This is a genomic window from Methylobacterium sp. W2 (genome assembly GCF_020662345.1).
In the GTDB taxonomy this organism is placed as follows: Bacteria; Pseudomonadota; Alphaproteobacteria; order Rhizobiales; family Beijerinckiaceae; genus Methylobacterium.
Genome location: NZ_VMOA01000002.1, coordinates 25367 through 50935 on the forward strand (window position 1 = coordinate 25367; position 25569 = coordinate 50935).

The 25569-nt window shown below is 68.1% G+C and carries 25 protein-coding genes; 6 read left to right on the top strand and 19 right to left on the bottom strand.

Annotated elements, in window-relative coordinates:
• Positions 1-67 precede the first annotated feature (67 nt).
• From FPV16_RS01385 to FPV16_RS01450, 14 genes are all read right to left on the bottom strand, one after another.
• Positions 68-1390, bottom strand: a complete 1323-nt coding sequence (locus FPV16_RS01385; protein WP_018041691.1) for a S41 family peptidase — start codon at positions 1388-1390, stop codon at positions 68-70.
• The gene (locus FPV16_RS01390; RefSeq protein ID WP_227435788.1) at positions 1390-2718 is read right to left on the bottom strand and encodes a murein hydrolase activator EnvC family protein; all 1329 of its coding nucleotides are present in this window, start codon (positions 2716-2718) and stop codon (positions 1390-1392) included. The genes FPV16_RS01385 and FPV16_RS01390 overlap by 1 nt, the downstream gene beginning before the upstream one ends.
• Before the next feature lie 62 nt (positions 2719-2780).
• A complete protein-coding gene (gene rlmH, locus FPV16_RS01395) occupies positions 2781-3281 on the bottom strand; it encodes a 23S rRNA (pseudouridine(1915)-N(3))-methyltransferase RlmH (RefSeq protein WP_227435577.1) in 501 nt (166 codons plus the stop codon).
• A gap of 32 nt (positions 3282-3313) precedes the next feature.
• Positions 3314-3745, bottom strand: coding sequence for a ribosome silencing factor (gene rsfS, locus FPV16_RS01400; RefSeq protein ID WP_227435579.1), 432 nt, complete (start codon positions 3743-3745; stop codon positions 3314-3316).
• A 73-nt stretch (positions 3746-3818) separates the two neighbouring features.
• Positions 3819-4430: a nicotinate-nucleotide adenylyltransferase gene (locus FPV16_RS01405; protein WP_227435789.1), complete on the bottom strand. Its 612-nt coding sequence runs from the start codon at positions 4428-4430 to the stop codon at positions 3819-3821.
• Between the two features lie 35 nt (positions 4431-4465).
• On the bottom strand, positions 4466-5764 hold the full coding sequence (locus tag FPV16_RS01410) for a glutamate-5-semialdehyde dehydrogenase (protein ID WP_227435581.1): 1299 nt from the start codon (positions 5762-5764) through the stop codon (positions 4466-4468).
• Positions 5765-5871: 107 nt separating this feature from the next.
• Entirely contained in the window at positions 5872-6993 is a 1122-nt protein-coding gene (gene proB / locus FPV16_RS01415; RefSeq protein WP_227435790.1) for a glutamate 5-kinase, read from the bottom strand.
• On the bottom strand, positions 6990-7394 hold the full coding sequence (locus FPV16_RS01420; protein WP_227435583.1) for a type II toxin-antitoxin system VapC family toxin: 405 nt from the start codon (positions 7392-7394) through the stop codon (positions 6990-6992). The genes proB and FPV16_RS01420 overlap by 4 nt, the downstream gene beginning before the upstream one ends.
• The gene (locus FPV16_RS01425; RefSeq protein ID WP_227435584.1) at positions 7391-7660 is read right to left on the bottom strand and encodes a type II toxin-antitoxin system VapB family antitoxin; all 270 of its coding nucleotides are present in this window, start codon (positions 7658-7660) and stop codon (positions 7391-7393) included. The genes FPV16_RS01420 and FPV16_RS01425 overlap by 4 nt, the downstream gene beginning before the upstream one ends.
• A gap of 63 nt (positions 7661-7723) precedes the next feature.
• Complete coding sequence (obgE, locus tag FPV16_RS01430; protein WP_227435586.1) at positions 7724-8758, bottom strand: GTPase ObgE; 1035 nt, start codon at positions 8756-8758, stop codon at positions 7724-7726.
• An 83-nt stretch (positions 8759-8841) separates the two neighbouring features.
• Positions 8842-9312, bottom strand: coding sequence for a hypothetical protein (locus tag FPV16_RS01435; RefSeq protein ID WP_227435588.1), 471 nt, complete (start codon positions 9310-9312; stop codon positions 8842-8844).
• A 155-nt stretch (positions 9313-9467) separates the two neighbouring features.
• The gene (rpmA, locus tag FPV16_RS01440) at positions 9468-9734 is read right to left on the bottom strand and encodes a 50S ribosomal protein L27 (protein ID WP_018041680.1); all 267 of its coding nucleotides are present in this window, start codon (positions 9732-9734) and stop codon (positions 9468-9470) included.
• Between the two features lie 32 nt (positions 9735-9766).
• Positions 9767-10081, bottom strand: coding sequence for a 50S ribosomal protein L21 (gene rplU / locus FPV16_RS01445; RefSeq protein ID WP_018041679.1), 315 nt, complete (start codon positions 10079-10081; stop codon positions 9767-9769).
• Positions 10082-10508: 427 nt separating this feature from the next.
• Positions 10509-12044 carry a helicase HerA-like domain-containing protein gene (locus FPV16_RS01450; RefSeq protein WP_227435590.1) on the bottom strand — a complete coding sequence of 512 codons (1536 nt, stop codon included), beginning with the start codon at positions 12042-12044 and terminating at the stop codon, positions 10509-10511.
• A 160-nt stretch (positions 12045-12204) separates the two neighbouring features.
• Here FPV16_RS01450 and FPV16_RS01455 point away from each other — a divergent pair, with 160 nt between their 5' ends.
• On the top strand, positions 12205-12594 hold the full coding sequence (locus FPV16_RS01455; RefSeq protein ID WP_227435591.1) for a DUF2267 domain-containing protein: 390 nt from the start codon (positions 12205-12207) through the stop codon (positions 12592-12594).
• Between the two features lie 245 nt (positions 12595-12839).
• Entirely contained in the window at positions 12840-13895 is a 1056-nt protein-coding gene (locus tag FPV16_RS01460) for a GNAT family N-acetyltransferase (protein ID WP_227435592.1), read from the top strand.
• 109 nt (positions 13896-14004) lie between these two features.
• Here the strand turns inward: FPV16_RS01460 and FPV16_RS01465 are convergent, their stop codons facing one another.
• The 4 genes from FPV16_RS01465 to FPV16_RS01480 form a co-directional block, all read right to left on the bottom strand.
• Positions 14005-15684: a putative bifunctional diguanylate cyclase/phosphodiesterase gene (locus tag FPV16_RS01465; RefSeq protein WP_227435593.1), complete on the bottom strand. Its 1680-nt coding sequence runs from the start codon at positions 15682-15684 to the stop codon at positions 14005-14007.
• A 996-nt stretch (positions 15685-16680) separates the two neighbouring features.
• A complete protein-coding gene (locus FPV16_RS01470) occupies positions 16681-17544 on the bottom strand; it encodes an SDR family oxidoreductase (RefSeq protein ID WP_227435594.1) in 864 nt (287 codons plus the stop codon).
• Positions 17541-18671, bottom strand: coding sequence for a tRNA epoxyqueuosine(34) reductase QueG (gene queG / locus FPV16_RS01475; protein ID WP_227435792.1), 1131 nt, complete (start codon positions 18669-18671; stop codon positions 17541-17543). Before queG ends, FPV16_RS01470 begins: the two co-directional genes overlap by 4 nt.
• Positions 18672-18754: 83 nt before the next feature.
• A complete protein-coding gene (locus FPV16_RS01480; RefSeq protein ID WP_227435595.1) occupies positions 18755-19447 on the bottom strand; it encodes a glutathione S-transferase family protein in 693 nt (230 codons plus the stop codon).
• A 221-nt stretch (positions 19448-19668) separates the two neighbouring features.
• Between FPV16_RS01480 and FPV16_RS01485 the strand changes: the two genes are divergently transcribed.
• The 4 genes from FPV16_RS01485 (at position 19669) to FPV16_RS01500 (ending at position 23669) form a co-directional block, all read left to right on the top strand.
• A complete protein-coding gene (locus FPV16_RS01485; RefSeq protein ID WP_227435793.1) occupies positions 19669-20472 on the top strand; it encodes an undecaprenyl-diphosphate phosphatase in 804 nt (267 codons plus the stop codon).
• Positions 20473-20651: 179 nt separating this feature from the next.
• Positions 20652-22523 carry a methylmalonyl-CoA mutase subunit beta gene (locus FPV16_RS01490; RefSeq protein WP_227435596.1) on the top strand — a complete coding sequence of 624 codons (1872 nt, stop codon included), beginning with the start codon at positions 20652-20654 and terminating at the stop codon, positions 22521-22523.
• A 65-nt stretch (positions 22524-22588) separates the two neighbouring features.
• Positions 22589-22975 carry a hypothetical protein gene (locus FPV16_RS01495; RefSeq protein WP_227435597.1) on the top strand — a complete coding sequence of 129 codons (387 nt, stop codon included), beginning with the start codon at positions 22589-22591 and terminating at the stop codon, positions 22973-22975.
• A 265-nt stretch (positions 22976-23240) separates the two neighbouring features.
• A complete protein-coding gene (locus tag FPV16_RS01500; RefSeq protein WP_227435599.1) occupies positions 23241-23669 on the top strand; it encodes a hypothetical protein in 429 nt (142 codons plus the stop codon).
• Positions 23670-23878: 209 nt separating this feature from the next.
• Here FPV16_RS01500 and FPV16_RS01505 read toward each other — a convergent pair whose 3' ends face one another.
• Entirely contained in the window at positions 23879-25423 is a 1545-nt protein-coding gene (locus tag FPV16_RS01505) for a sensor domain-containing diguanylate cyclase (protein ID WP_227435795.1), read from the bottom strand.
• Between the last annotated feature and the right edge of the window lie 146 nt (positions 25424-25569).

A 25569-nucleotide genomic window follows, 5' to 3' on the forward strand; every position in this document is an offset into this window, starting at 1 on the left:
GGTCCCGTTCTGTCAGGCGTTCTCAATCCGGCGACACGAGGCGCGTTTCAGAACGGGACCGTGATGCTCAGTTCGGAACGGCGGCCTTGGGCGTGTTGGCCGCGCCCTTCTGGATGCCGCGGATGAAGTCGACGGCGGCGATGAGCTGCTTGTCCTTGGCCGGGTCCGGCGGGACGTAAGCCGACGAACCGCCGCGCTCCTCGACGTCCTTCTGCTTGAGGTGCCCCTTCAGCCCGGCCTCGCCCTTGGTCTCGTCCTTGCCCTTCAGCTCGTCGGGGATCTCCTGCAGGACCTCCTGGTCCGGCTCGATGCCCTTGGCCTGGATCGAGCGGCCCGACGGGGTGTAGTAGCGCGCCGTGGTGAGGCGCAGGGCGCCGCTGCCGCCCAGCGGGATGATCGACTGGACCGAGCCCTTGCCGAAGGAGCGCGTGCCGAGCACCGTGGCCCGCTTGTGATCCTGCAGGGCGCCGGCCACGATCTCCGAGGCGGAGGCCGAGCCGCCATTCACCAGGACGACGATGGGCTTGCCCTTGGTGAGGTCGCCGGACTTGGCCGAGAAGCGCTGGGTCTCGTCCGGGTTGCGGCCACGGGTGGAGACGATCTCGCCGCGGTCGAGGAACGCGTCGGAGACCGACACGGCCTGGTCGAGGAGGCCGCCCGGATTGTTGCGCAGGTCGAGGACGTAGCCCTTCAGCTTGTCCTGGCCCACTTCCGTGGAGAGCTTGTCGATGGCGTTGCGCAGGCCGTCATAGGTCTGCTCCGTGAACTGCGTCAGGCGGATGTAGCCGACATCGCCGCCCTCGGCCCGCGAGCGCACCGGCTTGATCTTGATGACGTCGCGGTTGAGCACGACGTCGATGGGATCCTTGGACTCCTTGCGGGAGATCTTGAGCTTCACCGGCGAGTTCACCGGTCCGCGCATCTTGTCGACGGCCTGGTTCAGGGTGAGGCCCTGGACCTGATCCTCGTCGATCTGCGTGATGATGTCGTTGGTGAGGATGCCGGCCTTGGAGGCGGGGGTGTCGTCGATGGGGCTGACCACCTTGATCAGGCCGTCCTCCATCGTGACCTCGATGCCGAGGCCGCCGAACTCGCCCTTGGTCTGCACCTGCATGTCGCGGAAGCTCTTCGAGTCCATGTAGCTCGAATGCGGATCCAGCGAGGTGAGCATGCCGTTGACGGCCGCCTCGATCAGCTTGGCCTCGTCGGGCTTCTCGACATAGTCGGTCCGCACCTTCTCGAACACGTCGCCGAACAGGCTGAGTTGGCGATAGGTCTCCGCGGAGGCCGCCACCGCGCTGGTCCCGGAGAGCAGATGCGTCTGGGTCGCGAGGAGGGAGGAACCGACGCCAAGAAACGCGCCGGCCAGGACTAGGGAAATCTTGCGCATTATCCGCGAACCTTCTCGCTGGGGCTCTTCGCCCACCACGGCTCCGGATCGATGGAGCCGCCGTCTTTCCTGAACTCGACGTATAGAACCGGCCCGTCACGGTCGCCCGAAGCGGTGCCCTGGCCGCCCTCACCCATGGCCGCCACCGGTTCCCCCGCAAGCACGAACTGTCCGACCTCGACGCTGATCTGATCCATACCGGCCAGCAGCAGATAGTAGCCATCGCCGGCGTTGATGATCAAGAGTCGTCCATACGAGCGGAACTGCCCGGCGAACGACACCCACCCATCGGACGGAGACGAGACCACCGCCTTCGGGCGGGTCGCGAGCGATATGCCGCGGGTCGTTCCGCCATTGCCGTCGGGCTGGTTGAAGCTGCGCAGGGTCGCGCCGCTCACGGGCTTGGGCACCTCGCCGCGGGTATCGACGAAGCGAATCTTCGGGGCGAGCCGCGCGGGATCGCGCGCGCCGGCCGCCGCGAAGCGCTCCTGGGTCGCGCGGGCCTCCCGCGTCTCGGCGGCGCGGGCCTCCTCCGCCGCCCGACGGGCCGAGGCGACCTCGTTCTCCATCCGGTCGAGGAGTTCCTTCAGGCTTTTGGCCTGGATTCCGAGCTCGGCCGTGCGCGCGCGCTCGGTGACGAGCCCGCTCTCCACTTCGGCGAGGCGGGTGCGGCGGGCCGTGATGAGGGCGTTGATCCGCTGCTGCTCCCTCGCCCAGCCGGTGAGGTCGTTCTGCAGCCCCTCGCGGTCGGCGGCAATGAGCCCCTTCAGCCGCACCATCTCGGTGAGGTCGGCCGCCAGGGTCTCGGCCTCGCCGCGCAGTTCGGGCACCACGGCCCCGAGCAGCATCGACGTGCGGATGACGGCGAGCACGTCCTCCGGCTGGACCAGGACGGCCGGGGGCGGGCGCCGGCCCATGCGCTGCAGGGCGGCGAGGATTTCCGCGATGACGCCGCGGCGGGCTTCGAGGGAGCGGCGGATGCCGGATTCGCTGGCGGTGAGCGTCTTCAGGCGCTCCTCCAGCCGGCTCATCCGATCCTCGGTGGCCTGCGCCTGACGGGTGGCATCGAGGAGGGCGGCATTCAGCTTGGCCCGGTCTCCGGCGACGGAGGCGATCTCCGCTTCGAGCTTGGCCCGCGCGCCGGTGGAGGCGGCGAGCTGCTCCTCGATCCGCTTCAGGTTCTCGGCGCGGCGGGCCTTCTCGTCGATGGCGCGCTGGATCGCGTCGGCGGCGGCATCCTGTTGTTTCAACGCGTCCTGTGGTTTCGAACTGTCCTGTTGTTTCGGGCTGTCCTGGGCATGGGCAGGACCGAGCGTCAGCACCGCCATCGCCGCGAAGGCAGCGATGCGGATCGCTCCGCCGTCAGGCCCGTGCCGCGCGTATCCGCCCCTCATGCGTCGATGTCGCCCCGGTGATAGGGATGTCCCGCAAGGATCGTCAGCGTCCTGTACACCTGCTCCAGGGCCAGCACGCGCACAAGGCCGTGAGGCAGGGTGGCCGCCCCGAAGGCGAGGGAGAGGTCGGCGCGCGTGCGCACCGCCGGCGCGAGCCCGTCGGCGCCACCGATGGCGACGACCAGGGTCGCCGTGGCCGCATCGCGCCAGGACGCGATCCGCTCGGCAATGCGTTCGCTCGTCCAGTCGGAGCGCCCGCGCTCGTCATAGACCAGCAGCACGCTCGACGCCGCCGGGGCATGGGACAGGATCGTCGCCCCCTCCTCCACGCTGCGGTCGATGGGGCGCCGGGCCCGGCTTTCCGGGATCTCGACGACGTCGCAGGCGGTGAGACCCAATCCGCGCCCCAACTGGACCGCCCGTTCACGATAGCGCGAAGCCAGATCCCGCTCGGGTCCCGGCTTGAGGCGGCCCACCGCCGTCACGAGCAGACGCATGCGTCAGTCGCCCCGCGCCATCGGGCCGGTGCTCAGCCGGCCAGATGGTCGGTGGTTGGGCGATCGGCGCCCCACATCTTCTCGAGATTGTAGAAGCCACGGACTTCCGGGCGGAAGATATGGACGATGATGTCGCCCGTATCGATCAGCACCCAATCGCAGGCGGGCAGGCCCTCGACCCGGGCCGTTCCGAAGCCCTTGGACTTCATTTCCTGCAGGATCCGGTCGGCGATGGCGCTGACATGGCGCTGCGAGCGGCCGGAGGTGATGATCATCGTGTCGGCAAGCGAGGTCCGGCCGGCGAGATCGATCTCGATGGTTTCCTCGGCCTTCATGTCGTCGAGACAATCAAGCGCGAGCGCCCTGAGATCGCCGATCCGCAGATCGGTGGCGTGGTCGGAACCTGTGGTTCCGGAAGGGTGCGAATCGGTCAGTGTCTCGATTCCCGAAGTGACGGCGGTCATTTTACCCGAACAATCTATAGTCTGGAGAGAGTGGAACGATCACTCTCCGTTTTCAAGAGTCGCGACGCGCTCGTCATCGTCCAGCCCGGAGGGCCGTGGACGACAGGGTCGAGCGCGGGCCATGGAGAAACACCCAGGCCGGGGGTTCGAGATCGGCGAGGAGACCCGCATCCGATTCGTCGATGCGCCATCGTCCCATCGCCTGCGCCCCTCGGGCGCTCGGTGCCGTCAGGGTGAAGCCCGGCCTATCGATGATCGCGATCGGCATCGTGGCGGCGATAGCACGAAAATCACGCCAGCGGTGAAATGCCGCGAGACTGTCGGCCCCCATGATCCAGACGAAGCGCACGGCGGGTTGGCGGGCCTGGAGGTAGGCAAGGCTCTGGCGGGTATAGCGGGCGCCGATCCGCGTCTCGAAACCGGTGATGGCGATGCGTGGATGGTCGGCGACGGCGGAGGCCACCGCGATCCGCGTCTCCAGGGGAGCGAGGGCCGTGCGGTCCTTCAGCGGATTGCCGGGGGTGACCATCCACCAGATCCGGTCGAGCCGCAGCCGCTTCAGCGCCACGAGGCTCACGTGGCGGTGGCCGAGATGGGCCGGATTGAAGGACCCGCCATAGAGACCGATCCGCAGGCCGGGTACGGCGGGAGGCAGCCGGACGAGCCCCGCCGCCTCAAGCCGCACGGGTGGAGCCGACACGCCGCATCAGGCAGGCCGCATCAAGGACGGGTCTGCCCGCGACCATGGACCCGGTACTTGAAGGTCGTCAGCTGCTCGACGCCCACCGGACCGCGCGCATGCATGCGCCCGGTGGCGATGCCGATCTCGGCGCCGAAGCCGAACTCGCCGCCATCGGCGAATTGCGTGGAGGCGTTGTGGGTGACGATGGCCGAATCGACCTCCGCGAGGAAGCGCGTCGCCTCGGCGGGGTCGGCCGTGACGATGGCATCAGTATGATGCGAGCCGTTGGCCTCGATATGGGCGATTGCCGCGTCGAGCCCGTCCACCACCTTCACGGCGATGATCGCGTCGAGATATTCGGTGCGCCAGTCGATCTCGGTGGCGGCGGTGACCCGCGCATCCACCGCCTGCGTCGCCGCATCGCCGCGGACGCTGCAGCCGGCCTCGATCAGCGCCGTGACCAGGGGGGCAAGGTGCGTCTCCGCCACGGCGGCGTCGACGAGCAGGGTCTCGGCGGCGCCGCAGATGCCGGTGCGGCGCATCTTGCTGTTGATCACCAGGGTGCGGGCCATGTCGAGATCCGCGCCGGCGGCCACGTAGACATGGCAGATGCCGTCGAGATGGGCGAAGACCGGGACCTTGGCCTCGGATTGGACCCGCTCCACGAGGCCGCGCCCGCCACGGGGCACGATGATGTCGATGCAGCCGTCGAGGCCCGACAGCATGGCGCCCACCGCCGCGCGGTCGCGAGTGGGGACGATCTGCACCGCATCCGCCGGCAGGCCGGCGGCTTCCAGCCCCTCGCGCATGGCACGGGCGATGGCCATGGCGGTGCGGTGGCTGTCCGACCCGGCGCGCAGGATCGCCGCATTGCCGGCCTTGAGGCACAGGGCGCCCGCATCGGCGGTGACGTTGGGGCGGCTCTCGAAGATGACGCCGACGACGCCGAGCGGCACGGCGATCCGCTCGATCAGCAACCCGTTGGGACGCTCGAACGCCGCGAGCTGGCGACCGACGGGATCGGGCAGCGCGCCGATCTTGGCCACCGCATCGGCCATGGCGGCGAGCCGGCCCTCGTCGAGGGTCAGGCGGTCGATCAGCGCCTGGGTCTGTCCGCTCGCCATCGCGGCGGCGACGTCGCGGGCGTTCTCGGCGAGGATCGCGTCCCGGCTCGCCCTCAGGCAATCGGCCACCTGACGGAGGGCGACATCCTTGGCCTGGGCTGAGGCCTGGGCGATCTTGCGGGCGGCGGCACGGGCGCGGTGGCCGATCTCCTGCATCTGCTCGGTGAGATCGGGAGCGGCGGCGAAATCGGATCTCAGATTCAGAACGGGCACGGTCTGTTTCCTCGCAGCTCACCGTTCAAGGCGATGGCGGCATATCGATTGTGCCCTCATGCCACGCGTCGAGGCGGCAAAACAAGCACATTGCATAATAGTCGAGCCTATTCTCCGACCATCGCGAGGTCATCGCGATGCACCATTTCAGCGCGACCGGGATGAGTAAGCAATTCCGCGATTTCCCGACTCGGGCGACCGATGATCTGCGCCGCCTGTGCACTGTCATAAGCCACGAGGCCACGCCCCAGGGTGCGGCCCTGCACGTCCCGGATGATTACCGCGTCCCCTCGCCCGAAATTTCCCGACAATCCGGTGACGCCGACCGGCAGCAGGCTGGCCCCGCCTTGCAGGGCACGGGCCGCTCCGGCATCGACCACGAGGATACCGCGCGGCTCGAGCGATCCGGCGATCCAGGCCTTGCGCGCGGCGACGGGGTTCGAGCCGGACAGGAACCAGGTGCAGCGCCCCCCCTGCAGGATGGTGCGCAGGGGGTTCTTCTCGCGCCCGTCGGCGATGACCATGTGGGTGCCGCCGCTCGCGGCGATCTTGCCCGCCTCGACCTTGGTGCGCATGCCGCCCCGCGACAGTTCCGAGGCCGGCCCTCCCGCCATGGCCTCGATCTCCGGCGTGATCCGCTCGATGAGGGGCAGATGGCGCGCGTTCGGATCGCTGGCGGGGGGCGCCGTGTAGAGGCCGTCGATATCGGAGAACAGCACCAGCACGTCGGCACCGATCATGGTGGCGACGCGGGCGGCGAGACGGTCGTTGTCGCCGTAGCGGATCTCGCTGGTGGCGACCGTGTCGTTCTCATTGACCACCGGCACGGCACGGACTTCGAGGAGCTTCAGCACGGTGGCGCGGGCGTTGAGGTAGCGGCGGCGCTCCTCGGTGTCCTGCGGCGTCACCAGGATCTGGCCGGCCGCGATGCCGTGATGGCCGAGCGCCTCGGCCCAGTAGCGCGCGAGCGCGATCTGCCCCACGGCGGCGGCGGCCTGGCTCTCCTCCAGCCGGAGCGTGCCGGGCGGGTAGCCGAGAACCGTCCGCCCCAGGGCGATGGCCCCGGACGAGACGACGAGGACGTCGACGCCGCGCGCATGCAGATCGGCGATGTCCTCGGCGAGCGCCGCGAGCCAGGCATGGCGCAGGCGCCCGCGCGCGCGGTCGACGAGCAACGCCGAGCCGACCTTGATGACGACGCGGCGGAAATCCTGAAGGGAGGGGATCATCTCGTTAACGGCCATGCGGACGGGATGTCGGTTTGGCCGAAATCATCGCCCTTGAACAAAAGCGGGAGCTTGGTGTGCCTCGCCACCGCGTACGACATGCAATCGCCGAAGTTGAGCCGTGCCGGATGCCCACGCCCCTTGCCAAAGCGGGCGAAGGCATCACAGGCCAGTTCATACATCCGCGCATCGAAGCTGAGCACCGAGATCGCCGGACGGCTCGAAAAACCTCCGAGAAAGTCCACCACCGCGTCCGGTATCCGTGAGTCGAGAACCATGCGGGCCTCGACCAGAGTCGGGGCGCCGACCACCGCCTTACGACGGGCAATGAGGCGGTTGAAATCCCACTCCTCGGGTTCGCTCAGGGCGATGGCCACAATCGCCGAGGTGTCGAGGACGATCATATGGGCAGGCCAAAGTCGTCGTACATGTCGCGGTGATCGGAGGTGGCACCCGGTCGTTTGTCGGCCGACGCCTTCCTCGCCAAGGCACGAAGCGCCTCGAACTCCGCCTGCTGACTCGGCGAGAGTTCGTCGCTTAGGGTGAGCTTTGCCCCGAACTCCCGCAGCGCTTGCAGGACGACGTCCGTGACGCTGGTATCGAGGCGTTCGGCGATGTCCGAGGCTAGGGCGTGCGCCTCGTCGCTGCGAATGTTCAACTGCTTCGTCATGACGACCCCTGGCTTGCTAGCTGGGATGCCCACGATGCTAGCACATCGTAGGACGCCCGTCGCTCAAGGCTGCCAAGCCTCCGCCGGCTGCGCTTCCGCCTCGGCGGCCTTGGCTTCCATCATCTCCCGGGTGATCGCGCGCAGAGCGTCCTGCACACCGAGGCCCGTGGCCGAGGACAGGATCAGCGGCTTTGCCTTGGAGGCCCGCTTCAGGCGCGCGACCTGCTCCTTCAGCGTGTCGGGATCGACGGCGTCGGCTTTCGACAGGGCGACGATCTCGTGCTTGTCGGCCAGACCGTTGCCGTAGGCCTCGAGTTCCTTGCGCACGAGCTTGTAGGTCTTGCCGGCATGCTCGCTCGTTGCCTCCACGAGGTGGAGCAGCACGCGGCAGCGTTCCACATGGGCGAGGAACTTGTCGCCGAGGCCGACGCCGTCATGAGCGCCCTCGATCAGGCCGGGAATGTCGGCAAGCACGAATTCGCGCTCGTCCGAGCGGACCACGCCGAGGCCCGGATGCAGGGTGGTGAAGGGATAATCGGCGATCTTGGGGCGCGCCGCCGTCACCGTGGCGAGGAAGGTCGACTTGCCGGCATTGGGCAGGCCGACGAGGCCGGCATCGGCGATGAGCTTGAGGCGCAGCCAGATCCACTGCTCGTGGCCTTCCAGGCCCGGATTGGCGTGTTTGGGGGCGCGGTTGGTCGAGGTGGTGAAGTAGGCGTTGCCGAAGCCGCCATTGCCGCCCTTGGCCAGGCGCACGCGCTGGCCGATATGGGTCATGTCGGCGATCAGGGTCTCGCCGTCCTCGGCGATGATCTCGGTGCCGGCGGGCACCTTCAGCACCACGTCCGCCCCGTTGGCGCCGTGGCGGTTCGAGCCCATGCCGTGCTCGCCCTTCTTGGCCTTGAAGTGCTGCTGGTAGCGGTAGTCGATCAGCGTGTTGAGGCCGTCGACGCACTCGACCCAGACGTCGCCGCCCCGGCCGCCATCGCCGCCGTTGGGGCCGCCGAACTCGATGAACTTTTCGCGCCGAAACGCGACGCAGCCGGCGCCGCCGTCACCGGAGCGCACATAGACCTTGGCTTCGTCGAGGAATTTCACGGGTGTTCTCGTCTCTGTCGTTCATGCGCCGAGGGCGGGGCCTGCCGGCTCCAGACCGTGGCGAATCACATGCGGGTTCGGGGTCAGGCTGCGCCTTGTCGACACTTCCCGTCGAGGTTCAGGTACTGCACGCTGCGCAGACCCGCCTCGAACCACGCCCCACCCGACTTCGTCCGGTCGTAGGCGTAGAGATTGATGACGATGGCGCCGTCCGGTGACGTGAGGGTCGCCGGAACCTGCGCATCGTCGAAGGCCCAGATCGGACGGGAATCGGAGCCGAACTCGGCACGGCTTCCGTCCATCTCGAACTGGCTCACCTGGGCGAAGACCGGCCGCTCGTCATGGTCGGAGATCGCGAAGGTGAAGCCGACCTTGGGGCTTCGCCCGACGAAATTGTAGAATTCGCAGTAGAGCGTCGGGCTCCGTGGCGACGGTCTCGGGGTGTCCGCGACCGGGGTCGCGGGGGGCTCGCCTCCGCCGCTCAGAAACGCGAGGGCGACCGCGACCGAACCGGTCGCGGCGAGGGCCGCCAGAACGAGAGGGCGCTGCGTCATCGCGGCTCCGCTTCCGAGCGCGCGCCCGTCCCGACGACGGAGACCCGCGCAGACGACGAAAGGGAGGATGGCGCACCATCCTCCCTTCGATGTCCGACGATCGTCGATGACGGGAGGCCCGGTGCGGGCGCCGCCTCGCGGTGGGAGGCCGTGGATTACTCCGCGGCTTCCTGGTGCGGCACCACGGCGACGAAGGCGCGGCCGCGCTTCACCTGGAACAGCACGCGGCCGTCCGCCTTGGCGAACAGGGTGTGGTCCGTACCGATGCCGACATTGACGCCGGGATGGAACTTGGTGCCGCGCTGACGGACGATGATGTTGCCGGCGATGACGGCTTCGGCACCGAACTTCTTCACGCCGAGGCGCTGACCGGCCGAATCGCGGCCGTTGCGGGACGAGCCGCCTGCTTTTTTATGGGCCATTGTGGTTAACTCCGAATGTCTCGATCAGAACGTCAGGCGCTGATGCCGGTGATGCGCACCACGGTGTGGTGCTGGCGATGACCGCGCTTGCGGCGCGAGTTCTGACGGCGGCGCTTCTTGAAGGCGATGACCTTCGCATCGCGGCCGTGGCTGACGATCTCGCCGGCGACGCTGATGCCCGACAGGAGCGGCGCGCCGACCTGGGTGGCGCCCGCGTCGTCCGCGAACAGGAGGACTTCGCCGAAGGTCACGGCCGAGCCGGGCTCGCCCTCGACGGTGGCGATCGTGATGGTGTCGTTGGCGGCAACGCGATACTGCTTGCCGCCCGTCTTGATGACTGCGAACATCGTTCTCTCTCGTGTTCTCTGCCGGCCTCCGGCTTTCGCCTGGACCGTCTTCTTGTTCAGGTCATCCGCGACACCGATCGAGCGATGCGCGAACGCGAAACGCGCGGACTTCGTCGAGGAAGCCGCGCGTTGCGTCGGTGGATAAGCGTGGAAGGGGTGATTTGTCAATGTCGCTTCGAAAACTCGTCCGTGTCAGGTTCGAGTGCCCTTGCGCCCAAGCCTTTTGATGCGCGTGAACGCGGACATCAGAAGACTTGCAACGAAAGACTTTAACGTCGGCATCGGCCCAGGATAAAAGTAAATCGTTGTGTTACGTCGACGAAACTCTGAAATTAGCACTTCGACCCTCCGACGAATTACTTTGGTCACGCCCACGAAAACATCCCACCAACTCCCGTTGACGTCGTATGCGGGCACATCCGAATCGTCACCGCTTCATCAACCCACCCAGCACGTTCCGCAGGATCGCGTTGCCCACCTGCGTTCCCACCGTCCGCGCCATGGAGCGGGCGGCGTTGCCGATGACCTGCTCGGCGAGACTCTGCGGCGGGCGGCGGGCGCCCTTGGCGGCGGGTTTCGAGCCGAGCACGCCGCCGAGCAGCCCGCCGAGCATGCCGCTCAAGCCGCCTTCCGATTGCTGCGCCGCTTCGGCCGGAGCGGAATCGAGGCCCTTGCGCCGGGCCAGGATCTCGTAGGCGCTCTCGTTGTCCACCGCCTCGTCGTACTTGCCGCGCAGGGGGCTCTTGGCGATCAGTTCGGCGCGCTCGGCCGGATTCAGCGGCCCGACCCTGCCCTGAGGCGGGGCGATGAGGGCGCGCTCCACGATCGAGGGCGTACCCTTGGCCTCAAGGAAGCTCACCAGGGCCTCCCCGACCGCGAGTTCGGTGATGGCCTCAGCGACGTCGAAGCCGGGATTTTGGCGAAACGTGTCGGCCGCCGCCTTCACGGCACGCTGGTCGCGGGGGGTGAAGGCGCGCAGGGCGTGCTGGACGCGGTTGCCGAGCTGGCCGAGCACGGTCTCGGGCAGGTCGAGGGGGTTCTGGGTCACGAAATAGACGCCGACGCCCTTGGAGCGGATCAGGCGGACCACCTGTTCCACCGCGTCGAGGAGGGCTTTTGGCGCGTCGTCGAACAGGAGATGCGCCTCGTCGAAGAAGAAGACGAGCTTGGGCTTGTCGAGGTCTCCCACCTCCGGCAGCTGTTCGAACAGTTCCGACAGCATCCACAGCAGGAACGAGGCGTAGAGGCGCGGCCGCTGCATCAGCTTGTCGGCGGCCAGGATGTTGACGATGCCCCGCCCCTCCCGGTCCACCTTCATGAAGTCGTTGAGGTCGAGGGCGGGCTCGCCGAAGAACTGGTCGGCGCCCTGGTTCTCCAGCATCAGCAACTGCCGCTGGATCGCGCCGACGGAGGCCGCCGAGACATTGCCGTACCTGGCCGAGATCTCCTTGAGGTTCTCGGTGACGTAGAGCAGCAGCGCCCGCAGGTCCTTGAGGTCGAGGACCGGCCATTGGTTGTCGTCCGCGACGCGGAAGGCGATGTTGAGCACGCCTTCCTGGGTGTCGTTGAGCTCGAGCAGCCGGGCCAGCAGCAGCGGCCCCATCTCGATCACCGTGCAGCGGATCGGGTGCCCCTGCGCGCCGAACAGGTCCCAGAATACGGTGGGGAAACGGTCGGGCTCGTAGGTGATCCCGAGTTCCTCGGCGCGCTTGACGAAGACCGGCTTCGATTCGCCCGCCGCCGCGAGGCCCGACAGGTCGCCCTTGATGTCGGCGGCGAAGACCGGGACGCCGGCATTGGAGAACCCCTCCGCCAGCACTTGGAGCGTCACCGTCTTGCCGGTACCGGTGGCGCCGGCCACGAGGCCGTGGCGGTTGGCGAGCCTGAGGGTCAGCGCCTCCGGCTTGGTGCCGCTCTTGCCGACCGAACTCTTGCCGACGAGGATGGTGCCGTCGCTCTGCATGATCGCCTGAACCCACCGCTTCGCGTCGCGCCCTCTGCGCCGACGGTGGAGTTATGCCGTTCGCAGGCAACATTTTCCAGCGCGCTGCCCCGGGGCGCTTGATTTCGCCCCGTCGAGGCCAGATGGACGGGACGACCCGCATGCGTTGGAGCATTTGCACATGGAAGAATTGATCGCCCGCGTCACCACCAAGACCGGGCTCGACGCCGCGACGGCGCAGACGGCCATCGGCCACATCCTCGCCTTCCTGCAGAAGGAAGGCCCGGCCACCGAAGTCGCCCAGCTCTTCGCGGCAATGCCCGGCGCGGACGCGGCGGCGGCGCAGTCGAACGCGGGCGAGGGCGGCGGCGGCGGCCTCATGGGCATGCTCGGCGGCATGATGGGCGGGGGCGTGATGGCGCTCGGCCAGAAGCTGATGGCGGCCGGCGTCCCCATGGGACAGATGCAGCCGCTGGGCGCCGAACTGTTCGCCTTCGGCCGCGAGAAGGCCGGCGAGGACGTGATGGGCCCGATCGTCGGTTCGATTCCCGGCCTGAACCAGTTCGTCTGAGACCGGTCCGGGACGCTCCTTTTCCCCGGTGCCGAAGCAGGGGACGAGGAAGAGGGGAAAGGTTCGGCGGCTACCCATGGACAGGTCGCCGACGAACCATTTTTGCGGTCCGCTAAACGTCTCTGGATTCACGCAAAAACCTGTCATAAAAGCGTTCGGGCTTCGTGATGATGTGGCCACGCGGATATGAGGCTCCAGGCTCCATCGGGAGCCGGCCTCGCGGGTCCGGCAGAGCGGATTGGACGATGGTCCCGAACTTCGCGCGTGATGCGTCCACGGCCTGGCTCAATGGCTGGGAGGCCCATGTTCACGCGCCCTTCGCCCGGTTCAAGCAGAAGCGCCTGGAGGCGGGACATGCCGGCTTCTCCGGCCTGCCGGGCTTCGCGAGCCTTCCCGGCGCCGGCGGCCGGTCCCTGGTCCCGCCGGGCGGAACGCCGATCCGGTTCAAGCCGCGCCTGAAGAAGCCCCTGGCCGCCCCCGGGCTCGACCCGGTCCTCGGCCGCATCGGCGACCTCGAAGTGCGTCTGGCCACCACCGTCTCGGAGATCCGCCGGGCGCAGCGCCTGCGCTACCGGGTGTTCTATCAGGAGATGTCGGCGGTGGCCTCGGGCATGTCCCTGCTGTCCCGGCGGGACATCGACGATTACGACACGGTCTGCGACCATCTCCTGGTGATCGACCACGCGGCGACGGAGGCGAAGCCCTTCCGCCGGCCGCGGCCGAAGGTGGTGGGCACCTACCGCCTGCTGCGCCAGGACGCGGCCGACCGCAATTTCGGCTTCTACACCGCCGGCGAATACGACATCGCGCCCCTGCTGGCCGCGCATCCCGGCAAGCGCTTCCTCGAACTCGGCCGGTCCTGCGTGCTGAAACCCTACCGGACCAAGCGCACGGTGGAACTGCTCTGGGCCGGGATCTGGGCCTATGTCCAGCACCACCGCATCGACGCGATGCTCGGCTGCGCCAGCCTGGAGGGGACCGACCCGGACAGGCTCGCCCTGGGCTTGAGCTTCCTGCACCACCATGCCCGCGCCCCCGAGCCCTGGTGCGCCAGGGCGCTGCCGGGGCGGCATGTGGCCATGGACCGGCTGCCGCGCGAGGTGGTGGACGCCAAGACCGCGCTCCAGTCGCTCCCGCCGCTGATCAAGGGCTACCTGCGGGTGGGCGCCACCTTCGGCGACGGCGCGGTGATCGACCACCAGTTCGGCACCACGGACGTGTTCGTCGTCCTGCCGGTCTCGGCCATCGCCGCCCGCTACATCGGCCATTTCGGACCGGCCGCGAACAAGCGCGCGGCGTGAACCGCCCAAGCAGGCTTCGCAGAAGTGGCCCCCGGTTCTGCGACAAAAACCGGTGGCACATCAGAGAGCTGAACTAAGGTGAAGCGTTGGTTTGCCAGCGCGAACCTGCTTAGGCCGCCGCGCTCGCGCAGCGGGACCGCAGGAACGCCTGAACCTCGTTGGCGGGCAGAGGCCGGCTGAACAGGAACCCCTGGACCTCGTCACAGCCCTCGCTCCTGACGAGATCGAGCTGCTCCGCCGTCTCGACCCCCTCGGCCACGATGCCCATGCCGAGCCGCTCGCCGAGGCCCACCACCGCCCGCACGATGGCGGCCGCATCCGGCTCGGCGATGTCCTTGATGAAGGCGCGGTCGATCTTGATCTTGTCGAAGGGAAACCGCCGCAAGTAGCTCAATGACGAGTACCCGGTGCCGAAATCGTCGAGGGCGATCCTGACGCCCAGCGCCCGCAGACGGTGCAACGTCGCGACGACGCCCTCCGGGTCCCGCATCAGCGCGCTCTCGGTGACTTCGAGCTTGAGCCGATCCGCGGACAGGCCGGCCCCGTCAAGGGCGCTCGACACGAAGCGTTCGAGGTCGTGCTGGAACTGCACCGTCGACACGTTGACGGCGACGCGAACCTCGCTCGGCCATGCCATCGCCTCGCGGCATGCCTCGGCCAACGCCCAGGCGCCGAGCGGCACGATCAGCCCGGTCTCCTCCGCCACCGGAATGAATTCCAGCGGCGAGATGAGACCCCGTTCGGGGTGCTGCCAGCGCATCAGCGCCTCGAAGCTCGTGACCGTCTCTGCCGCAAGGTCGATGACCGGCTGGTAGACGAGGTGGAAGTTGCCCCGCCGGATCGCGTCCTTCATGTCGAAGGCGAGGAGGTGGCGCGCCGAATGGCGCGCGGCCAGGGCGGGCTCGAACCGGCGATACGTGTCACGCCCGATCGTCTTCGCCTCGTTGAGCGCGATGTCCGCCCGCCGGAGTAGGTCGTCGGCGGTGATGGCGTCATTCGGCACCATCGCCGCGCCGATGCCGACACCGATCTCGACCACCATGCCGTCGATCTCGATGGGCGCCCCGAGCACCGCGATCACATGCTTGGCGATCGCATCGGCCTCGTGTGGACCGCCGAGCCCTTCGAGCACGAGCGCGTACTCGTCGCCGCCGAGCCGAGCCACGGTATCGCCGGAGCCCACGGCATCGAGCAGGCGATCGGCGACGATGCGGAGCAGACGGTCGCCACCGGTATGGCCGAGCGTATCGTTGACGGCCTTGAAGCCATCGAGGTCGCAGGCGAGCACCGCGGCGGTCGACCGGCCTTCCCGAGCGCGCATCACCGCCCGCTCGATGCGCTGGCGAAGCAGGCGGCGATTGGGCAGGCTCGTCAGGTCGTCGTGCAGGGCCAGGTACTCGACGCGGGCCTCGGCTTCCCGGCGGTGGGTGATATCGATCTGGGTTCCTACCGCGCGCACGGCCCGGCCCGCGCCGTCCCGTTCCACGACCCGCCCGCGGGTCAGAACCCAGAACGACGTGCCGTCCCCGCAGACGACGCGATGCTCGCACTCGTAGCTGGGGGCGAGGCCCTTGACGTGCTCGACTATGGCGAGGGTCAGGCGCTCGCGGTCCTCCGCGTGGACGATGTGGTCCATCGGCTGTCTCGCCTCGATGGCGTCGACGGCGTAGCCGAGGCGGGCGAGCCAGCGCTCGGAGATCCAGATCGATCGGTCGGCGAGGTTGCAGTCCCAGATCCCCTCGACGCCGCTATCGAGGGCGAGCGCCAGACGCTCCTCGCTCAGCGGCATCCTCGATTCGCTCGTGCGCGACGCCCGCACGGATTTCGACGATCCCCCCGGATCGATGCGGAGGCCGGTTCGTCCGGCACCCGCGCCGGAGAAGACACGGAGGAGGGATCGGGTCCGGCCAAGCATGTCCGTCTGCGAATCCCCGGCATCGGTCGCGGCCGGACCCATCCGCCTGACGACCGTTCGAAGCCACGCGGCCACATTCAGTGATGACCTCGCCCCGCTCATAATCGGCACGCAGGACGCGGGCGCTGGAATTGCCAGCGATCTCGCAGATTGAATGGATTCCGCCGTGACCGTGAACCGTTTGCCGTCACGATCCGCTTTCCCATTCGAACAGCGATACTTGCGCAGACCGCCAGAATCAGCCGGCGCCCGCCATGCTTCAAGCATCGTTATGCGAAACGTCCGTTAATGGAAAGTCAATGAGCAAGAGATGGAAGCCGGATCAAACTGTATTCAAAGTGTTGCCCCGCATTTTATGGCGAGACACTGCAACGATCCGGCATTGAACCGGTAAAAATATGCCATTCCCGGCCTCTGCGCTCGCCGGCCAGCGAAATCATCGAGACACCATCCATCGATTGATGAAAGTATGTTGGTGCAGCGACGATGTCGTCGATGTGGATCGACGGCTAGACGCGCATAGGGTCTTGAGAGATCAACAATACGAGCAGAGCGCTTCCTCTGTTGACTTTTAATGTGAAGCAGGACGAATACAGTCCTGAAAAAACACATATGTTATTATTAACACTTGTGAACACCATACTCCCCAATGCAAACATAACTCGACGGCTCATCGACCCAGAAACCTATTGTCTAGCGATCGAAAATATCACTCGATCACCAGACAATAATTGATCCGGCTCAGATCGATCATGATTTTTAGCCTAGATGCCTCTGACATAACGGACATCCTGCCATGACATGTTCATCGCAGCTGAGAGGAAAGACTGGAAAGCTGTTCTTTCGCACCAAAGGCCTCGGACCCGTGCCTCAGGACCGGGCATCGGCGACCAGCGCCGCCAGCCCCTCGCGGTAGGTCGGGTAGGCGAGATCGACCCCGAGCTCTTCGCGGATCAGGCGGTTTCGCACGCGTTTGTTCTCGCCATAGAAGCTGCGCGCCATGGGGCTGAGATCCGCCGTCTCGAAGTCGATCTCCGGCGGCAGCGGCAGGTCGGCGAGACCGGCGGCGTATTCCGTCACCACCTGCGGCGGCGTCGGCTCGTCGTCGGTGACGTTGTAGATCGCCTGCGCCCTCGGCCTGTCGATGGAGGCGAGAAGAGTCGTGGCGATGTCGTCCACATGGATGCGGTTGAACACCTGACCCGGCTTGATGATGCGCTGTGACTTGCCCTCGCGCAGCTTCACGATGGGGTTGCGGCCCGGCCCGTAGATGCCCGACAGCCGGAACACCTGCACCGCCTTGCCGGTCTCCTCCCCGAAGGCGAGCCAGGCCTTCTCCACCGCGATGCGGCCATGCGAGCGGCCGCTGGCCGGGTTGGGCGGCGTCGTCTCGTCGATCCAGGCGCCCTGCTGGTCGCCGTAGACGCCGATGGTGGAGAGATAGCCGATCCAGCCGATCCGGCTGTGGGCGATGGCGTCCCGGTAGCGGGAGAGCACCGTGTCGCCGTCGCGGGACGGCGGGGCGGAGACCAGCAGCACGTCCGTATCGGCGAGGTCGTCCGCGATCCGCGCGTCGTCCGTCTCGGGGCCGAAGCCGCGCAGGGCGACGTCGCCGAGGCCGGCCCCCGGCCGGGCCGGGTCGGTGACGGTGGCGCGGATCTGGCCGAACCGCCCTGCCGCGCGCTCGACGAAGCGCCGTGCCGTGAAGCCCAGACCGAAGACGAAGAGGTTCATGCCGCCGTGTTTCCCGCGTGATCGAGCGCCGCGCGCCATTCGGCACGGACATGCGTATCGGTTTCGCCGATGGCGTGGCGGTTGAAAAGGCCGCGCAATGCCGCCGCGTCGGTGAGACGGCTCAACGCCCATACGGCCATGCCGCGCACCAGGGGCGACGGGTCGGAGAGGCAGTGCTCGGCCTCGGCGGCGAGCGCCGGCGCGCCGGAATTGCCGATGGCGATGAGGACGTTGCGCAGGAAGCGGTCACGCCCGGTGCGCTTTACCGGCGTGCCGGCGAACCGCGCCCGGAAGGCCGCATCGTCGAGGCGCGCCAGTTCGGCGAGGGGGGGCGCGGCGAGATCGGCCCGCGCGCCGAGACGTCCCTCCGAAGCCGTGACGGCGAACTTGTTCCAGGGGCAGACGGCGAGGCAATCGTCGCAACCGAAGACGCGGTTGCCGATGGCGCCGCGGAATTCGGGCGCAATCGGCCCCTCGTGCTCGATGGTGAGGTAAGAAATGCAGCGCCGCGCGTCGAGCTGATAGGGGGCGGGGAACGCCGCCGTCGGGCAGATATCGAGGCAGCGCCGGCAGGAGCCGCAATGGTCGGCTTCGGGCACGTCGGCCAAGAGATCGGCCGAGGTGTAGATCGCCCCGAGCAGGAGCCAGTTGCCGTGCTCGCGCGAGACGAGAACCGTATGCTTGCCCTGCCAGCCGAGGCCAGCGGCGGCGGCGAGCGGCTTTTCCATCACCGGCGCGGTATCGACGAAGACCTTCACCCGCACGTCGCCCTTGGCGGAGAGATAGCCACCGAGCTCCTTCAGCTTGCCCTTCACCACATCGTGATAATCCCGCCGCTGGGCATAGGCCGCGATGGCGCCGCGATCCTTCAGGGCCAGCAGGGCGAGCGGATCGGCCTCCGGGCCGTAATTCATGCCTAGCATCACGACGCAGCGAACCCCCGGCCAGAGCACCGACGGATCGGCGCGCTGATCGGCGCGCTCCACCATCCAGTCCATCTCGCCATGATGCCCGGCGGCGAGCCAGGCCGGCAGCCGCTCGCGCAGGGCCGGCACCGCATCGGGGGTGGTCACCCGGACCGTATCGAAGCCGAGATGCCGGGCGCGGGCGTCGAGCGCCTGCCGCAGGGCATCTCCGGAGAGAACCTTGCGATGCTCCCGGCGGCCGGCCGCCTGCTTGCCCTCCGTCCGGAACTGGCTGGAAGGGGCGTTCAGAAATCCAGGTCCGCGTAATGATCCGCCGGGGCCATGCCCGGCACCCGGTCCGCCAGCAGCGTCCGGAACGAGGGGCGCGATTTCAGCCGCGCGTACCAGTCCCTCGCCGTCTCGTCCTCGTCCCATGGCACGTCGCCGAGATAATCCACGCAGGAGAGGTGGGCCGCGGCCGCGAGATCCGCATAGGTCAGATGATCGCCGGCGATCCATTTCCGCCGGGACATCAGGTAGCCGATGTATTTCATATGGTAGCGCACATTGGTGCGCGCCGCGCGAATGGCATGCATGTCCGGCGGGCCGCCGCCATTGGCGCTGGTCATGAAGCGTTTCGAGATCTTCTCGGTGACGAGATAGCCGGTCACCTCGGCATCGAACTTCACCAGGAACCAGTCGAGCAGGCGGCGGACCTCCACGCGATCGGCGGTGGTCTCCGGCAGCAGCCGCCGCCCGGTGAGGCCGAGCCCGCGGGTCTCGTCGAGATACTCGGCGATGATGCCGGCCCCCGGCACCGCGAGCCCCGATTCCTCCACCAGGACCGGCGTCGTCCCGGCCGGATTGATGAGGAGGAAGGCCTCGCGCCGGTCCCAGACCCGCTCTTCCACGAGCGCGGGCTCCATGCCCATCTCGCTGAGAACGAGGCGGATGAAGCGCGAATGCGGACAGAAGGGGGAGTGGTGAAGCGTCGCCATAGAGGCCGTTTCGAAGGGGATGGAATCGCGGGACGCGCCGTGTCGAGACCAACGGTAAGAGAGGGTCGCCGGTCGAGACTTATTGCCCGATCATTGCCGCCTCATTAACACGCTGGACATGTTCCGGTAACCGCTCGTCAACTCTGATCGCCGACACCGTGCGGCGATCGGCATTCCCCCCCACGACACTTTCCCCCCGAGACAACCGAGGCGATGACATGATGGATGCGATGAGCATCGTGAAGGCGGTCGTTCTCGCCGTCGTCGAGGGCGCCACGGAATTCATCCCGGTCTCGTCCACGGGCCACCAGCTGCTGGTGGGGCACTTCATCGGCTTCCAATCGCCCAACAACACCTTCGAGGTGCTGATCCAGCTCGGCGCGATCCTGGCGATCCTGGCGGTCTATTTCCGCCGCCTTCTGGGCATCGCCACGGCCTTTCCCAGCGATCCGAACGCGAGGCGCTTCGTCTTCGGCATCCTGCTGGCCTTCCTGCCGGCGGCGATCATCGGCGGCCTGTTCTCGAAATATATTAAGTACTACCTGTTCAACCCGTGGATCGTCTGCGCCACCCTGGTGGCGGGCGGCCTCGTCCTCCTCGTCCTCGACGAGACCGAGCTCGAGGTGAAGAAGCGCGACGTCTTCGACTTCACCCTGCCGATGGATTTCAGGATCGGCCTGTTCCAGTGCATCGCCATGATCCCCGGCGTGTCGCGTTCCGGCGCCACCATCGTCGGCGCCATGCTGATGGGGGCGGACAAGCGCTCGGCCACCGAGTTCTCGTTCTACCTCGCGATCCCGACCATGGCCGGGGCCTTCGCCAAGGACCTCCTCGACAATTACAAGAACCTCTCGCAGGACGATTTCGGCCTGATCGCCATCGGCTTCGTCGTGGCCTTCCTCTCGGCCTTCCTCGTGGTGCGCACGGTGCTGGACTACGTCTCGTCGCACGGCTTCCGCCTGTTCGCGTGGTGGCGCATCATCGTCGGCTCGCTCGGCTTCGCGGGGCTGATCCTCGTGGGCTGAGGAGCGCCGCCGCGCAGGGCGGCAGCTCACGGGCGGGGGCTGCCGCTTTTCTTTGAGTCCGCTGCGATTTCTTTGATAACCTGCGCGTGTTGCCCGGCAAGCCTCGCCGTGCGAGGGCTGTCGCCGACAGCGTCCGGCCACGCGCGGCCGGCGGAAGCGTGCGCCAAGGCCCCGACGAAATGGAAGATCGCCCCCTCGCCGACCTGTTCCCCACGCCGACCCGCGAGCGCTGGCTCGGCCTGGTCGAGGGCGTCCTGAAGGGTGGCGATTTCGAGAAGCGGCTGGTCTCGAAGACGGCGGACGGCATCCGGATCGAACCGCTCTACGAGCCGGCCGCCCCGGTGGCGCAGCCGGTGCGCGCCCCCGGCCCCTGGCGCATCGCCCAGCGGGTGGACCACCCGGACGCGCAGGCCGCGCACGATCTCGCCATGGCCGATCTCGAAGGCGGCGCCGATGCCCTGAACCTCGTCTTCTCGGGCTCCGTCTTCGCGCGCGGCTTCGGCCTCGCCGCCGACGACGTGTCGGCCCTCGACACCGCCCTGTCGGGCGTGATGCTCTCCCTCATCGCGACCCGCCTCGATGCCGGCGGGCGCGGCCTCGAGGCGGCCCGCCTGGTCAAGGCGCTGGCGGCGGACCGCAGCGAGGATCTCGGCGCCCTCGATCTCGATCTCGGCCTCGACCCCATCGGCACGCTGGCCGCCACCGGCCGGCTCGACGCGACGATCCCGGAGATCGGCGCGGCGGTCTCGTCGCTGCTCGCAGAGTTCGACGGAGCGGGCTTTGCCGGCCGGGCGATGCTTGCCGACGGGCGGCCCTATCACGAGGCCGGCGCCAGCGAAGCGGCGGAACTCGCCGCAATCCTCGCCACCGCCGTCGCCTATCTGCGCATGCTGGAAGCCGGCGGGCACGATCTCGCCCGCGCCCGCGATGCCATCGCCATCCTCCTCGTGGCCGATGCCGACGAGTTCCTGACCATCGCCAAGTTCCGCGCCATGCGCCGCCTGTGGGCGCGGGTGGAGGCGGCCTGCGGCCTCGACCCGAAGCCGCTGCGCCTGCATGCCGAGACCGCGTGGCGGATGATGAACCGGAACGACCCGTTCGTGAACATCCTGCGCACCGGCATGGCCGCCTGCTCGGCGGGTCTCGGCGGCGCCGATTCCGTCACCGTCATCCCCTACACCGCTTCGCTCGGCCTCGCCGACGCCTTCGCCCGGCGGGTCGCCCGCAACAGCCAGATCGTCCTCATCGAGGAATCCAACCTCGCCCGCGTCGCCGATCCGGCGGCCGGAGCCGGCGGCTTCGAGGCGCTCACCGAGGAACTCACCACCACGGCCTGGGCCGCCTTCCAGGCGATCGAGCGCGAGGGCGGCATCGTCGCGAGCCTGCAGTCCGGCGCGATCCAGGCCCGGATCGGCGAGACCCGCGCCACCCGCACGAAGAACGTCGCCACGCGGCGCGAACCCCTGACCGGGGCGAGCGAGTTCCCCTTCCTGGCCGAGAAGCCGGTGACGGTCCTCGACCTGCCCGCCTCCGCGACGCTGGCGCCCGCCTTCGCCCTCGGCGGGGCCGGCACGACCACCTGCGAGGCCCTGCCCTCGTCGCGGCTCGCCGAGCCCTACGAGGCCCTGCGCGATGCCTCCGACGCCCATCTCGCCGAGACCGGACGGCGCCCTCGGGTGTTCCTCGCCAATCTCGGGACGGTCGCCGTCTTCAATGCTCGCTCGACCTTCGCCGCCAACGCCTTCGCGGCCGGCGGCATCGAGGCGGTGAACGAAGAGGGCTTTTCGGAGAGCGACGCCCTGGCCACGGCCTTCAAGGAATCCGGCGCGCGCATCGCCTGCCTCTGCTCGTCGGACGCCCTCTACGCCACCCACGCCGTCGCGGCGGCCGAGGCCCTGAAGAAAGCGGGCGCCAGGACCGTGTATCTGGCGGGCAAGCCCGGCGATCTCGCCGAAGGGCTCAAAGCCGCCGGTGTCGATGCCTATCTGCATGCGGGAGGCGACCTCCTCGCGCTGCTTCAGGCCGCCTTGGGCGAAGCCACACGAGCGTGAGCCGCAACCGATACGCGATCCGGGACGTTTCCAGCCCCGATCACGTCATTGCAGAACGGGCTACGATGCGACGCTTCCTCCTTGCTGCCGGCTCCCTCGCCCTCCTCTCCGCCTCCTTCGGAACGGCGGAGGCGGCCAAGCGGAAGGTCTCGGTGCCGAACCGCTACGACGGCAACTGGAGCATCGAGGTCATCACCCAGGACGGCCCGTGCGACCGCGCGTATCGCTACGGCGTCCGGATCGCCAAGGGTGAGGCGAGCTATCCCGGCGGGGATTTCGACATCCGCGGCCGCGTCACCGGCAACGGCGCCGTGCGGGCGACGATCATGCGCGGTTCGGATGGCGCCAACGTGGTCGGCCAGCTCGATCGCGGCGGCTACGGCAGCGGCACCTGGTCGAGCAACGGCATGATCCGCTGCTCCGGCCGCTGGAACGCCGAGAAGCGGGGCTGATATCGGGCCACGATGAGCCAGGCTCATCGTGGCCCGCCCGCGCGACCGCGCGGCGGCGGCCGTCCGCCGCTCCTCGTTGAGCCTGACCTATTGGTCAGACTCAACGATGGCTCGGTTGGAATGAACCCCTGTGACCGGCCGGGCACAGTCGGCTCACGATGTGACGCGTTTGCAATTTCGCGGTCCAAGATGCCCTGTTCCGGTCCAAGTCTTGGATGAAGACTTGGGACGAATCGGGTTCGATCGACTTCGAGGTTTGCGCGCGATGAAAGCTCGACTGCTTGGCGCTCTCTTGATCGGTGTAGCGACGGCGGGTGCCGCCGATGCCGCTCCCCGCACGCTGAACCACGCCCATGCGGCGATGGCCCCGCTGGAACGTGCGGCCACGGAATGCTTCGCCGAGACGGTGATGGCCAATCCGGCGGCCATGCGTCATGCCCGGGCGGGCCGCTGGTACGAGGCGGCGGGAATCATCGGCTTTCTCTGCCGCCCCGAAGTGGATGCGATGATTCGCACCCACGACCGGCTCTTCGGCCACGGCACCGGCGAGCGCTACTTCAAGACCGCCTATACCCGCCATCTCGGCGGCGAACTCGCCCTCCGCCTCCAGCCGATGCTGGAACGCACGGCGGTGGCCATCGCCGAACCGCCCGCCGAGAAGGCCACCGAAGAGGCGGCCGACACGGCGCGGTAGCCTTTAAGCATCGACGGTCTCCGCCTCCTCGGCGGCGGGAAGGTGGGCATCCGCCGGCTTCACCTCGTGCTCAGTGAGCCGCACCAGGGTGCCGTCCCGCATCTCGTAGGCGGTGAAGGTGGCGCCCTCGCGTTCCGGCAGATAGCGCGTGAGCTGCGCCTCGGCGTCCCTGGCCTCCCGGCGCAGGTCAGAGGCTCTGGTGCGAGTCTTCAGGCGCCTGCGAGACGAAAGCTGGCCTGGCGCCGGTCCACCACGCCGCGACGCCGCTCGACGAAGCGGGTCTGGTTGCGGCCGTTGGCCTTGGCCTCGTAGAGGGCGGCGTCCGCGAGACTATACAGGTCCGACGGCGTGAGGGGGTCGGCTCCCGGCGCGCCCCGGGTCGCGACGCCGATGCTCACCGTGACCGATCCGGCCGCGATCGGCGCCGAGTCCACCGCGAGGAGCGCCACCCTGGCATGAACCCTCTCGGCGATGCGCAGGGCCTCCGCCTCGTCGCCGTCCGGGATCAGGATCGCGAATTCCTCGCCGCCCACCCGGCAGACGAGGTCGGCGGGACGATGGATGCTGGCGAGCAGGCACTGGGCGAGGCCGCGCAGCACGTCGTCGCCGACCGCATGCCCGTAACGGTCGTTGAAATGCTTGAAGTGGTCGGCATCGATGACCAGCAGCGCGAAGGGACGGGCCGCATGGCCGGCATCGCCGCGCAGGGCGGTCAGGGCCTCCTCGAACCGGCGGCGGTTCGGCAGACCGGTCAGCGCATCGGTCCGCGACTGTCGGGCGAGCTCAGCCTGCATCGCGCTGCGCCGCTCCAACTCCCGTCCGAACAGGAGGGAGAGGCCGATGGTCAGGCCACAGAGCGCGACCACGATGGCGGTGATGACGATGGCCTTCGCACGCCATTCGGCCTCGATCTCCTCGACGGCGAGGGCGACGTTGAGGATCAGCGGCAAGGTCCCGACCTGCGTGAAGGCATAGTGCCGCTCCACCGCGTCCAGGCTGGAGGTTCCGACGAAGCGGCCGCTGCCCTCCCTGAGGAAGCGCTTGAAATTGGGCGCTCCGGCAACGTTCACCCCGCTATCGCCGCCGTGGCTCGGGTAGCGCATGATGCGGGTACCGTCGTGCAGGTACAGGTTGATCGCCCCCTCGCGGCCGAGGCCGATACGGTCGAACAGCCGCGTGAAGTACGACAGATTCAAGGTGCCCAGGACCACCCCGCCGAACGACCCGTCGGGCTTGTCGACGCGGCGGCTCAGCACCATGACGCGTGCGCCCGTCAGGCGCGACATCAGCGGCTGGCTGATCAGGAGGCCACGGCCGCCCTGGGCCTTGTGGGCCTGGAAATAGTCGCGGTCGAAATTGTTGGTGGGGCGCGCCGGGATGGCATGCCCGTCGAGAATGCTGTCGCCCCGCTCGTCGAGGACGAGGATCACGCCCATGTCCTGGGCCGAGATCGCCCGGTCGAACAGGATCAGCTGCCGCAGCTCCGGCGACAGATTGGCGATGGCGGGGAGTTTCAGGTTGTCGGTGACGCCCTGCAGCGACAGATCGATGATCTCGATGTTGCGGGCGATGTCGCGCTCGATGACCTGGAGGAGGTTCTGCGAGGTCTGTTCGGCCTTCTCCCAGGCGTCCTTTCGCAGGTCGAGCAGCATGATGCCCGACACGACGAGCATGCCGACCGGCGCCAGGATTCCGAAGACGATCCAGGTGCGGGCCGAGCGGAACCTGCGAGCGAAAAGACGCGGCAGGGCCATCGGCATCTCCTCCCAGGTCACCCGAAGGCGCCTGGTTTCGACCATGTTACCCGCCTTTCGAGACAGGACACAGCGTGCCGCCGACCCTGAGCCACGGGCCTTAACGCATGGTTAAACGCCCCGGAGCACAATCGGAGGTGGAGACG

Bases quoted from the DNA above. Each gene is read 5' to 3' on its own strand.
- FPV16_RS01385 (WP_018041691.1), bottom strand. From the start codon at position 1,390: ATGCGCAAGATTTCCCTAGTCCTGGCCGGCGCGTTTCTTGGCGTCGGT.
- FPV16_RS01390 (WP_227435788.1), bottom strand. From the start codon at position 2,718: ATGGCGGTGCTGACGCTCGGTCCTGCCCATGCCCAGGACAGCCCGAAA.
- rlmH (WP_227435577.1), bottom strand. From the start codon at position 3,281: ATGCGTCTGCTCGTGACGGCGGTGGGCCGCCTCAAGCCGGGACCCGAG.
- rsfS (WP_227435579.1), bottom strand. From the start codon at position 3,745: ATGACCGCCGTCACTTCGGGAATCGAGACACTGACCGATTCGCACCCT.
- proB (WP_227435790.1), bottom strand. From the start codon at position 6,993: ATGATCCCCTCCCTTCAGGATTTCCGCCGCGTCGTCATCAAGGTCGGC.
- FPV16_RS01420 (WP_227435583.1), bottom strand. From the start codon at position 7,394: ATGATCGTCCTCGACACCTCGGCGATTGTGGCCATCGCCCTGAGCGAA.
- FPV16_RS01425 (WP_227435584.1), bottom strand. From the start codon at position 7,660: ATGACGAAGCAGTTGAACATTCGCAGCGACGAGGCGCACGCCCTAGCC.
- FPV16_RS01435 (WP_227435588.1), bottom strand. From the start codon at position 9,312: ATGACGCAGCGCCCTCTCGTTCTGGCGGCCCTCGCCGCGACCGGTTCG.
- rpmA (WP_018041680.1), bottom strand. From the start codon at position 9,734: ATGGCCCATAAAAAAGCAGGCGGCTCGTCCCGCAACGGCCGCGATTCG.
- rplU (WP_018041679.1), bottom strand. From the start codon at position 10,081: ATGTTCGCAGTCATCAAGACGGGCGGCAAGCAGTATCGCGTTGCCGCC.
- FPV16_RS01450 (WP_227435590.1), bottom strand. From the start codon at position 12,044: ATGCAGAGCGACGGCACCATCCTCGTCGGCAAGAGTTCGGTCGGCAAG.
- FPV16_RS01455 (WP_227435591.1), top strand. From the start codon at position 12,205: ATGGAAGAATTGATCGCCCGCGTCACCACCAAGACCGGGCTCGACGCC.
- FPV16_RS01460 (WP_227435592.1), top strand. From the start codon at position 12,840: ATGGTCCCGAACTTCGCGCGTGATGCGTCCACGGCCTGGCTCAATGGC.
- FPV16_RS01465 (WP_227435593.1), bottom strand. From the start codon at position 15,684: ATGCCGCTGAGCGAGGAGCGTCTGGCGCTCGCCCTCGATAGCGGCGTC.
- FPV16_RS01470 (WP_227435594.1), bottom strand. From the start codon at position 17,544: ATGAACCTCTTCGTCTTCGGTCTGGGCTTCACGGCACGGCGCTTCGTC.
- FPV16_RS01480 (WP_227435595.1), bottom strand. From the start codon at position 19,447: ATGGCGACGCTTCACCACTCCCCCTTCTGTCCGCATTCGCGCTTCATC.
- FPV16_RS01485 (WP_227435793.1), top strand. From the start codon at position 19,669: ATGGATGCGATGAGCATCGTGAAGGCGGTCGTTCTCGCCGTCGTCGAG.
- FPV16_RS01490 (WP_227435596.1), top strand. From the start codon at position 20,652: ATGGAAGATCGCCCCCTCGCCGACCTGTTCCCCACGCCGACCCGCGAG.
- FPV16_RS01495 (WP_227435597.1), top strand. From the start codon at position 22,589: ATGCGACGCTTCCTCCTTGCTGCCGGCTCCCTCGCCCTCCTCTCCGCC.
- FPV16_RS01500 (WP_227435599.1), top strand. From the start codon at position 23,241: ATGAAAGCTCGACTGCTTGGCGCTCTCTTGATCGGTGTAGCGACGGCG.
- FPV16_RS01505 (WP_227435795.1), bottom strand. From the start codon at position 25,423: ATGGCCCTGCCGCGTCTTTTCGCTCGCAGGTTCCGCTCGGCCCGCACC.